A 9,632-nucleotide genomic window follows, 5' to 3' on the forward strand; every position below is an offset into this window, starting at 1 on the left:
CGTCGGACGACGCGGGCGGCCGAACGGCGGACGTGGTGGTGGGCGTGCGGGTGGGGTCAGCCGGTCGTGGTGACGATGGCTTGGGACTCGGCGACGGGGACCTGGGTCACTGTCTGGCGGGCCAGGGCGGGGAGGGTACCGCCGGTGCCGCCGGAGCCGGTCCAGGTGGCGTCCCAGGTGGTCGCCGCGGTGACGGGGTAGCCGTTCGCGTAGCCGACCGAGGCGCGCTCGAAGGCCACCGTGCAGCCGGACGTGTCGTCCGTGCCGGGGGACCACACCTGCGTCGCGGTCGTCGGCGGGCAGGACGTCGCACCCGCCGGGCTCGTGATGACGAGGCCCTGCGTCGTCGCGACGACCTCGGCCCAGACGGCGCCGCCGGCGACCTCGGCACGGATCGTCCGGCGCCCGGTCGCACCGCCGACGGCCGCGGGGTCGGTGACCCAGAACCACGTCGGGAGGTTGACGAACGTGGCGCCGGCCAGGCCCGCGCCGGTGGTCTTCGGGTTGCGCTCGACGTCGGGGAGGGGGAGGACCATGACGTCGCGGGCAGCTTCGGCAAGGGCTTCGGGGGCGACGAGCGGCGGGGGCGTGGGCGTGCCGACAGCGAATGCCCGGTGGGTCACCGCCAGAGTCTGGCCGTTGTAGACGAAGGTCTGTCCTGTGAACGAGGAGTAGTCGTCGACGTCCTTGCAGTACGCGGCGTACCAGTGCATCTCGACGGGGGAGGCCGCTGCGGCCTCGTACCACTCAAGTGGGCCGTACATCCTTGCGACGTACTCCGGCGTTCCCTGCATCGCCTTGTAGTAGCCGACATACGCGTCAGCGTCGGTCCAAGGCCCGTCGGCTGGGCGCCACCAACAGCGTGCGGCGACGCGAACGCTGCTCGTTCCACCGCCGTTGGGGGCTGCGTCACCGCTGAAGCGCACAACCGCGGTCGTGTACCCGTCACCGGTACTAGAGGCAGGCGGTGGCGATACGACACCGTCGCCAGCCTCAGCTGTGGCACGTGCCGGGACACTGACGACCGCCGCGGCGCACAGCATTCCGGAGAGGATGCGGCGGGTCAGCGTCGACTTCATCTCAGCCCTCGGATGCGGAGCATCGCTTAGTGCGGCGTGCCGTCTGTGAGAAGGTCACCACAAGATTGCCGGAGATGGTTCTAAGCGCGGCCTCGGCGTCGTAGCCAGGAGACCCTTTCTCGAGCCGCTCCTTACTCTTGGCATCGACGTCGTAGCTGCCGTTGTCGATGCACGCCTTCAGGAGCACGGCCTCTTCCGTGACCGTGACCGATGTGGCGTTGATACTCACCCAGCCAACTGTCCTGCGCCCGTTGGACCGCAGGTTCTTCACATACTTCGAGATGGCGTCGGCGGGAATGCCGTCGGCCACACGTCGCAGCCCTGCCGCATCGCTCTTGGCGCTGAAGCCGGCATTGACGAGGTAGGTCCAGTAGTCCACGTAAGCCTGGACCGCAGCCTTCTCGTCGTCCGTCTTCGCCACCGACGATGCCAGGACGACCCCGCTGTAGACGCCCTTGTTCGGCCCGACATCCCTCGTCGGCAATGCTGTCCACGGCGACGGATCCACCGTCGGCGTCGCGCTCGCGGTCTCGGTCGGGCTCACCGGTGGCGTGGTCGTCCCGCTCGATGCGCCCACCGTCGGCAACGCCGATCCGCCCGAGCTCCCCGATCCGCAGCCCGCGAGCAGCAGCACGGCAGCGGCGACCGGGACCACGGCGCGGTGCACAGGTGTCTCCCTCTCGGACCGGACGAGCCCCCCGCTGGTGCCCGCCGAGATCGGGATCTTTCCGTCGCAACGGTGACGTCGTCAATCACGACCGGCCGCAAGATCCGTCACGTTGGGTGAATGTGCTACCCCGTCAGGACGCTGGGTCGACACATGATCACCCGAGAGTGATACCGAACGTGACCGACACCTCAAGTCCGGCGCCGGTGGTGTACCCGTGGTGACGTCGCTGTCTAGACTCTCGCCCGCGGTGTGGAGATCATGCCGCCGGGCGGTGCCGGGGGGACGCCCTGCCGCAGGGCAGCCCCGTCGGACTCCCGACCGAACCGCCACGGTCCCGACCCTTCCGGTCCGTGGCACGAGGCCCCGGACGTGGACGACGCATGAGCCTGCAGCACCCGGTCCCGAGCGCACCGCCGTCCGGCACCGAGAACGGCTGGCGTCCCCGCGGCTCCGAGCCCCGCACGGACCCGCGTGACCCCCGGCTCGCCGCCGGCCGGGACGGCGGCGCGGGCGGGGAGCGCCTGCCGCGCCCGCCGCGGCGCCGCAACGCGGGCCTGGCCGCGCTCGCGGTCCTCCTCGTCGCCGGCGGAGCGGTCGTCGCCGGGCTCCTCGCGCTGCGGATCGACGACCGCGTCGACATGCTCGTCGCCCGCGACGACATCGCCGCCGGCACCCGGATCACCGCGGACATGCTCGCCGTCGCCCCGGTCGCGACCCAGGGGCTCGCACTCATCCCCGCGACCGAGCAGGCCTCGGTCGTCGGGCAGTACGCCGCCGTCCCCATCGCCAAGGAGCGGCTCCTCGACCGCGGGATGCTCACCGGCGCCTCGGTGCTGCGGCCCGGCACTGTCGCCCTCGGGGTCGCCATCGCCCCCGGGCAGGCGCCGGGCACGCCGCTCGAGGCCGGCGACCTGGTCGCCGTCTACGGCACGGATGGCGAGGGCTCCGTCCTCGCGACGGACGCCGTCGTCCAGACCGTCGACCTGCCGGAGGCGAGCACGTTCGGCGCCGCCTCCGACGTCAGCGTCGTGACGCTCGTCGTCCCCGCGGACGCCGCCGCGAAGATCGCCGCCGCGAGCGGCGGGGGCAAGGTCGCGCTGGCCCGGGTGGGGCGGGCCGGCCGCAGTCCGCGACGANCATCAGCCGGCCGCCGGCGCCGCCGGGGCGGCCGGCTGATGCCGCTGCTCGCCGTCGCCGGGGTCAAGGGCGCACCGGGCGCGACGACGTTCGCCGTGGCGCTCGCGGGTGTCGTCCCCGGGCCCGCGCTCCTCGCCGACCTCGACCTCGCGGGCAGCGACCTGTCGTCGCGGTACCGCGACGCCGCCGGGCAGCCGCTCGACCCCGACCGCGGGCTGCTCTCGCTCGCCGCGGCCGCGCACCGCGGCGCGGCCGACCTGGGCCCGCACGTCCAGCACCTCGCGGGCGGGCTGCCCGTCCTGCTCGGCCTCGGCGCACCGGAGCAGGCGTCCGGTCTCGCCGCCGCCTGGCCGCACGTCGGGGCGTGCCTCGCCGCCGCCCCGGGCACCGTCGTCGCGGACTGCGGCCGGCTCGCCGCACCCGCCGCGGCGCCGCCGCTGCTGCGCTCCGCGGACGCCGTCCTGCTCGTCGCGCGCACCGACGTCGCGTCGCTCGTGCACCTGCGCGAACGGGTCCGCGCCGTCGCCGAGGCCCGCGGCGTCCGCCGTCCGGCCGCCGGCCGTCCGGCCGCCGGCTCTGCCGGTGCCGTCGGGGTCGTCCTCGTCGCACCGCAGCGCGAACGCGGCGTGGACGCCGAGGTGCAGCGGCTGCTCGACGCCGCCGCGCTGCCCGGGCGGGTGCTCGGCACGGTCGCCGACGACCCCAAGGGGGCCCTCGTCCTCGCCGGTGCGGCCCGCGGGGCGCCGGGCCGCACCGACCTCGTGCGCTCCGTGCGGGGCGTCGCCCCTGCGGTCGTCGCGTTCCTCGCCGACGCCGCCCGGCTCACCGCCGGAGCCGCCTGATGGACACCGCCCTCGTCCGGAGGCTGCGCGAGGAGGTCGCCGACGTCCTCGCCCGGCAGCGCCGCGAGGACGCCCTCGCCGGCCTGCCGAGCCTGACCCCCGAGGACGAACGGCAGTTCGCCCGCGCCGTCATCGGCCGGGTCCTCGAGGCGAACGCGCGCGCGGAGCTCTCCGTCGGCCGGACGCCGCCCGCGCCGCCCGAGGAGGCCGAGCTCGCCGACGGCATCCACGCCGCGCTCTTCGGGGTCGGCCGGCTCCAGCCGCTCCTCGACGACCCGATGGTCGAGAACATCGACATCAACGGCTGCGACCGGGTCTTCGTCTCGTACGCCGACGGCCGCGAGGCCGTCATGCCCCCGGTCGCGGACACCGACGACGAGCTCGTCGAGCTCGTCCAGCTGCTCGGCGCCTACTCCGGCCTCACGAGCCGATCCTTCGACAGCGCCAACCCGCAGCTCGACCTGCGGCTGCCGGACGGCAGCCGGCTGTCGGCCGTCATGGGGGTCTGCGCCCGGCCGAGCCTGTCGATCCGGCGCGCGCGGCTGTCCCGGGTCAGCCTGGACATGCTGGTGGACAACGGGTCCCTGACGCCCGACCTCGCCGGGTTCCTCTCGGCGGCCGTCGGCGCCCGCAAGAACGTCATGATCGCGGGCGCGACGAACGCCGGGAAGACGACGCTGCTGCGCGCCCTGGCCAACGAGATCCCGCCGTACGAGCGCCTCGTCACCGTCGAGCGCGCCCTCGAGCTGGGCCTCGGCGAGTTCGAGGACCTGCACCCGAACGTCGTCGCGTTCGAGGAGCGGCTGCCGAACTCCGAGGGCCAGGGCGCGATCGGGATGGCCGAGCTCGTCCGGCGCTCGCTGCGGATGAACCCGAGCCGGGTCATCGTCGGCGAGGTGCTCGGCGACGAGATCGTCACGATGCTCAACGCGATGAGCCAGGGCAACGACGGCTCGCTCTCGACGATCCACGCGAACTCCTCGCTCGAGGTGTTCAACCGGATCTGCACCTACGCGATCCAGTCCGCCGAACGGCTCCCGACCGAGGCGACGATGATGCTCATCGCCGGCGCCATCGACTTCGTCGTCTTCGTCGAGCGCCGCAACGACGCGCACCGCGGCGGCACGCTGCGCCGCATCGTCACGAGCGTCCGCGAGGTCAACGGGGTCGACGGCCGGGTGCTGTCGAGCGAGGTCTTCGCGGCCGGGCCGGACGGCGCCGCCGTCGCCTCCGCGCCGCTGTCGTGCCTGCCCGAGCTCGTCGACGCCGGCTACCGGCCCGCCGTCCCCGCGGGGTGGGGCGGATGACCGGAGCGCCACGCCTCGACGTCCTGCTGCTCCTGCTCGCCGGGGCCGCGGTCGGCGGCGGGCTCGCCCTGCTCGGGGCCGCGCTCGTGCCCCGGGAGCGCGCCGTGGCCGGGGCCGACGGGCAGCGCTCCGGCCGGGAGCGGGCGAGCCTCGTCGCCCGGCTGCGCGGGCTCGGCCGCCGGGGTCTCGTCGCCGTCGGGGCGGGGCTGCTCACGCTCGTCCTCACCCGCTGGCCGGTCGCAGCGGTCGCCGCCGGCGCGCTCGTCGTCGTCTGGCCGTCCCTGTTCGGCGGTGCCGCGGCCGAGAAGAAGGCGGCGGCCAAGGTCGAGGCGCTCGCGGTGTGGACCGAGTCGCTGCGGGACACGATCGCCGGCGCGGTCGGCCTCGAGCAGGCCGTCATCGCGTCCTCGCACGCCCCGCCCGCCGCGATCGCCGCCGAGCTGCGCACCTTCGCCGACCGGCTCCGGGTCCGGATGCCGATGACCGAGGCGCTGCGCCGGTTCGCCGACGACCTCGCCGACCCGAGCGCCGACCTCGTCATCGCCGCGCTCGTGCTCAACGCGCGGCTGCGCGGCCCGGGGCTGCGCGAGGTGCTCACCTCCCTCGCGGACAGCGCCCGCGCCGAGCTCGAGATGCGCGGCCGGGTCTCCGCGGGGCGCGCGAGCACCCGCCGCAGCGTGCAGATCGTCGTCGGCGTGACGCTCGTCTTCGTCTCGGGGCTGTCGGTGTTCAACCCGACGTACGTCGCGCCGTACGGCACCTTCGCCGGGCAGGTCGTGCTGCTCGTCATCCTCGGGCTCTTCGCCGCGGGCTTCTTCTGGCTGCGCCGGCTCTCGACGTTCGACGAGCCGGGCCGGCTGCTCGCGGACGGCGGCACGCCGTGACCGCCGTCCTGCTCGCCGGTGCGCTGTGCGGCCTCGGGCTGCACCTGCTCGTCCGGGTGCTGCTGCGCCCGGACGGCGCCCGCGCCTCGGGGGCCGTCGCCCTCGCCGAGCTCGACGCGCAGCGCCGCCGGATGCGCCGCGACGTCGCGCTCGCCACGGACCGGCGCTTCGCGGCGGAGCCGATGCGGCTGCGCCGGCTGGGGGAGTCGATCCTCGAGTCGCTCGAGGACTCCGGGGTGTCCCTGCCCGCCGACGTCCAGCGCGACCTCGCGCTCGTCGGCCGCTCGCCCGCCACGCACCTCGCGCGCAGCCTGCTCACAGCGGTCGGGGCGCTCGTCGGGGTCGTCGTCCTCACCGCGATCGGGTCGGTCGTCGCGCCGGCCCTCGGCGGGGCGATGCCGTTGTGGACCGGCCTGTTCGCCGCCCTCGTCGGGGCCGTCGGCCCGACCCTCGTCGTCCGCTCCCGCGCCGAGTCGCTGCGCCGGCACTTCCGGCACGTCGTCGGCTCCTTCCTCGACCTCGTCGCCATGAACCTCGCCGGCGGCCGGGGCGTCCCCGAGGCGCTCCAGTCCGCGGCCGGCGTCAGCCCCGGCTGGGCCATGGGCCGGATCCGGGAGTGCCTGGAGAACGCGCGCCTGCAGGGGACGACGCCGTGGTCGGCGCTCGGCACGCTCGGCGACGACATCGGCGTCGACGAGCTCAAGGACCTCTCGGCCGCGCTCGCCCTCGTCGCGGACGACGGAGCGAAGATCCGGCAGTCGCTCGCCTCGCGCGCCACGTCCCTGCGCCGCCGCGAGCTCGCCGACAGCGAGGGCCGGGCGCAGGCCCGCTCGCAGTCGATGCTCGTCGCCCAGATGCTCCTCGCCCTGGGGTTCCTCGTCTTCCTCATCTACCCGGCGCTCGTCCGGGTGCTCGCCAGCTGACCCGTCCGACCCGCGCGACCGACCGCACGACACCTGTTGCACCGACGAACGGAGAGCCCGATGCCCCAGCCCGACCCCACGACGCCGATCGGCTTCGTCCTCATGCTCCTGCGCGGCCGCGCCGACCGGGCGCGCACCGCGGACAGCGTCGGCGCCTCCGTCGTCGAGCTCGTCGTCATCACGGCCGGTCTCGTGTTGCTCGCCGCGGTCGTCTTCACCGCGCTCAACGGCAAGATCACCGCCGCCCTGGGGAAGATCAACTTCTGACCGTGCTGCGCCGTCCGCACCGCCGACACCCCCGCCGTCCGACGGACCGCGGGGCCTCGACCGTCGAGCTCGCGCTGTACATGCCGCTCCTGCTGCTGTGCATCTTCGCGGTGGTGCAGTTCTCGCTCGCCTACCTCGGAGACCGCGCCGCGCAGGCCGCCGCGCGCGAGGCGTCCCGGGTGGCCCGCGTCGGCGGCGGGACGCCGCAGGCGCTTGCGGCCGCCCGTGCCCGCGGTGCGGTGTACGCGGCGACGGTCGGCAAGGGCGTGCTCCTCGACCCGCAGGTGCAGGTCGTCGTCGTCGGCCCGGACCAGGTGCGGGCGACCGTCGTCGGGACGGCGATCCAGGTCGCGCCCGGCGTCCCGATGCCGCGGATCACCCAGACCGTCCAGGGGCCGGTCGAGATCTTCCGGCCGGACACCCCGTGACCGCCCGCATCCCCGCGAGGCGCGGGCGTCGCCCCGACCGGGGCTCGATGGCCGTCGAGGTCGTCATCCTCACCCCGGTGCTCGTCGCGTTCGTCATGCTCGTCGTCGCGTTCGGCCGCTACGTCAACGTCCGGGGCCAGGTCGAGGCCGTCGCCCGGGACGCCGCCCGCGCCGCGTCCGTCGAGCGCACCGCGGGGCAGGCCCAGGCCGCGGCGGACGCGACCGTCGCCGCGGGCGCCCGGACCGGTACGTGCAGCGGCGCCGGGCTCAGCGGCGCGTTCGTCGCCGGCGGCACGGTCCAGGTCGAGGTGCGCTGCAGCGTGACGATGTCCGACCTCGGGCTCATCGGCGTCCCCGGCACGGTCACCGTGAGCGGCACGAGCGCCGCCCCGCTCGACACCTACCGGCGGACCGGATGACGCGGGACTCTCTGCGCCGCACCGGGTCCGCCCGCACCGCGGGCCGGCCGGACGACGCCGGCACCGCGACCGCGTTCGTCGTCTTCCTCGCGATCGCGCTCCTCGCCATGGCCGGGCTCGTCGTCGACGGCGGGCTCGCGCTCAACGCCCGGCAGCAGGTCGCGGACGACGCCGAGCAGGCCGCCCGGGCCGGCGCGCAGCGCGTCGACGTCCTCTCGCTGCGGCAGTCCGGCGTCGTCCGGATCGAGCCGGGCGCCGCCCGGCAGGCCGCGCAGGCGTTCCTCGGGACCCGCGGCTACGCGGGCCCGGACACCGCCGTCGTCGCGACGGACGCCGCGGTCACCGTCCGGGCCCGCCGCGTCGTCCCGACCGCACTGCTCTCCCTCGTCGGCATCGGCTCGTTCACCGTCGACGCGTCCGCGCAGGCCCGCGCGGCCGTCGGCATCACGGCGGAGGTCCCATGACCCGCACGCAGTCCACGCAACCCGCGCAGCAGCCGACGCCGCAGCCGACGCCGCCCGGCCCCGACCTGCGCGCGGCCCGGTTCCGGCCGGTGCCGGTGCAGGCGACCCGGAGCCCGCTCGCCGTCGCGGGCAACGTGCTCGCGCTGCTGGCCCTGCTCGTCGGCGTCCCCGCGGCGCTCCTCGCGCTCGGCGGCGGCCCGCCGCTGCCGACCGGGCTGCCCGGAAGGGGCTGGCTCTCCGGTGCCCTCGGGGTCGAGCAGGTCGTCACCGTGCTCCTCGTCGTCGTCTGGGTGGCGTGGCTGCAGTTCGCGGTGTGCACCGTCGTCGAGGTCGTCGCGGCGCTGCGGGGCGGCGTCCTCGCGGCACCGGTCCCGCTCGCCGGCCCCGCGCAGCGGCTCGCCCGCGGCCTCGTCGCGGGTGTCCTGCTCTCGGCGACGCTCGCCGTCCAGGCCGCGGCCGGCAGCGCCGCACCGCCGGCGCCGGTCGCCGTCGTGTCCGTCGACCCCGGGGCCGCCGGCCAGGTCGGCGACGGCGCCCCGGGTGCGCTGCACCTGGCGCCCGCCGTCGCGGTCAGCCCCGCCGACGACGGGGCCGCCGCCCCGGCCGGGGCCGCCGAGCAGGGCGGGCCGAGCGGCACCGTCGTCGTCCCGGCCTCGGTCCTCGGGGACGCCGTCGGCGCCGACGACCTCGCCGCCCTCGTCGGCCGCAAGGTCTACGTCGTCGCGCCGCCGCACGGCCGCCACCACGACTCGCTCTGGGACATCGCGGAACGGCACCTCGGCGACGGCCGGCGCTGGCCCGAGATCCACGCGCTCAACAAGGGCCGGCCGCAGCCGGACGGCCGGTCGCTCGAGCTCGCCCGGCTCATCCAGCCCGGCTGGTACCTCGTCATGCCGGACGACGCGGTCGGGGTCGAGCGGTTCACCGCCCCCGCGCCGACCGGCACCGCGACCGGCACCGCGACCGGCCCGGCGGCCGGTTCGTCGGTGCCGGACGGCCCGCAGGCCGCCGAGGACGACACCGCCCGGCCCGACGGCGCGGTCCTCCCGGGCGGCTCCGGCCCGGCCGGTGGCTCGTCGGTCCGGGGCGCCTCCGCGCCGGGGGCGGCGGAGCAGGACGGCGACGACGTCACGACGGGTGCATCCGCCCCGGTCGCCCCGGTCGCCCCGGTCGCCCCGGTCGTCCCGCAGGCCGCCGGGGCACCCGGCGGCA

The 9,632-nt window shown here is 76.0% G+C and carries 11 protein-coding genes; 9 read left to right on the plus strand and 2 right to left on the minus strand.

The genetic code is table 11. The features are described 5' to 3' along the window. Positions 1-56: 56 nt before the first annotated feature. Together EDJALFJO_RS19210 and EDJALFJO_RS33610 are read right to left on the minus strand one after the other, a co-directional pair. The gene (locus tag EDJALFJO_RS19210; protein ID WP_088287931.1) at positions 57-764 is read right to left on the minus strand and encodes a hypothetical protein; all 708 of its coding nucleotides are present in this window, start codon (positions 762-764) and stop codon (positions 57-59) included. 316 nt (positions 765-1,080) lie between these two features. Then, positions 1,081-1,746, minus strand: coding sequence for a hypothetical protein (locus EDJALFJO_RS33610; protein WP_143448660.1), 666 nt, complete (start codon positions 1,744-1,746; stop codon positions 1,081-1,083). A 383-nt stretch (positions 1,747-2,129) separates the two neighbouring features. Here EDJALFJO_RS33610 and EDJALFJO_RS35710 point away from each other — a divergent pair. From EDJALFJO_RS35710 to EDJALFJO_RS34445, 9 genes are all read left to right on the plus strand, one after another. Further along, positions 2,130-2,885: SAF domain-containing protein (locus EDJALFJO_RS35710; RefSeq protein ID WP_233149945.1), on the plus strand; the 756-nt coding region annotated here is incomplete at its 3' end. 842 nt (positions 2,886-3,727) lie between these two features. After that, positions 3,728-5,035 carry a CpaF family protein gene (locus EDJALFJO_RS19230; protein WP_088287935.1) on the plus strand — a complete coding sequence of 436 codons (1,308 nt, stop codon included), beginning with the start codon at positions 3,728-3,730 and terminating at the stop codon, positions 5,033-5,035. Further along, positions 5,032-5,919: a type II secretion system F family protein gene (locus EDJALFJO_RS19235; protein ID WP_088287940.1), complete on the plus strand. Its 888-nt coding sequence runs from the start codon at positions 5,032-5,034 to the stop codon at positions 5,917-5,919. Before EDJALFJO_RS19230 ends, EDJALFJO_RS19235 begins: the two co-directional genes overlap by 4 nt. Beyond that, positions 5,916-6,842: a type II secretion system F family protein gene (locus tag EDJALFJO_RS19240; protein WP_088287936.1), complete on the plus strand. Its 927-nt coding sequence runs from the start codon at positions 5,916-5,918 to the stop codon at positions 6,840-6,842. The genes EDJALFJO_RS19235 and EDJALFJO_RS19240 overlap by 4 nt, the downstream gene beginning before the upstream one ends. A gap of 60 nt (positions 6,843-6,902) precedes the next feature. Continuing rightward, positions 6,903-7,109: a hypothetical protein gene (locus EDJALFJO_RS19245; protein WP_088287937.1), complete on the plus strand. Its 207-nt coding sequence runs from the start codon at positions 6,903-6,905 to the stop codon at positions 7,107-7,109. A gap of 2 nt (positions 7,110-7,111) precedes the next feature. Continuing rightward, positions 7,112-7,537 (plus strand): TadE/TadG family type IV pilus assembly protein, encoded by a 426-nt coding sequence (locus EDJALFJO_RS19250; RefSeq protein WP_198950453.1) that lies wholly within the window; start codon positions 7,112-7,114, stop codon positions 7,535-7,537. Further along, positions 7,534-7,956 (plus strand): TadE/TadG family type IV pilus assembly protein, encoded by a 423-nt coding sequence (locus EDJALFJO_RS19255; RefSeq protein WP_198950454.1) that lies wholly within the window; start codon positions 7,534-7,536, stop codon positions 7,954-7,956. The genes EDJALFJO_RS19250 and EDJALFJO_RS19255 overlap by 4 nt, the downstream gene beginning before the upstream one ends. Then, positions 7,953-8,420 carry a pilus assembly protein TadG-related protein gene (locus tag EDJALFJO_RS19260; RefSeq protein ID WP_088287939.1) on the plus strand — a complete coding sequence of 156 codons (468 nt, stop codon included), beginning with the start codon at positions 7,953-7,955 and terminating at the stop codon, positions 8,418-8,420. The genes EDJALFJO_RS19255 and EDJALFJO_RS19260 overlap by 4 nt, the downstream gene beginning before the upstream one ends. Further along, positions 8,417-9,632, plus strand: a 1,216-nt coding sequence (locus EDJALFJO_RS34445) for a LysM peptidoglycan-binding domain-containing protein (RefSeq protein WP_369812558.1), incomplete at its 3' end; no start/stop codon positions are given. The genes EDJALFJO_RS19260 and EDJALFJO_RS34445, both read left to right, overlap by 4 nt.

Origin of the sequence: Kineosporia sp. A_224, assembly GCF_002198655.1 — a bacterium.
Lineage (GTDB): Bacteria > Actinomycetota > Actinomycetes > Actinomycetales > Kineosporiaceae > R-H-3.

Excerpts from the sequence above, each read along its gene's own strand:
- EDJALFJO_RS19210 (WP_088287931.1), bottom strand. The coding sequence starts at position 764 with ATGTACGGCCCACTTGAGTGGTACGAGGCCGCAGCGGCCTCCCCCGTC.
- EDJALFJO_RS19230 (WP_088287935.1), top strand. The coding sequence starts at position 3,728 with ATGGACACCGCCCTCGTCCGGAGGCTGCGCGAGGAGGTCGCCGACGTC.
- EDJALFJO_RS19235 (WP_088287940.1), top strand. The coding sequence starts at position 5,032 with ATGACCGGAGCGCCACGCCTCGACGTCCTGCTGCTCCTGCTCGCCGGG.
- EDJALFJO_RS19245 (WP_088287937.1), top strand. The coding sequence starts at position 6,903 with ATGCCCCAGCCCGACCCCACGACGCCGATCGGCTTCGTCCTCATGCTC.
- EDJALFJO_RS19260 (WP_088287939.1), top strand. The coding sequence starts at position 7,953 with ATGACGCGGGACTCTCTGCGCCGCACCGGGTCCGCCCGCACCGCGGGC.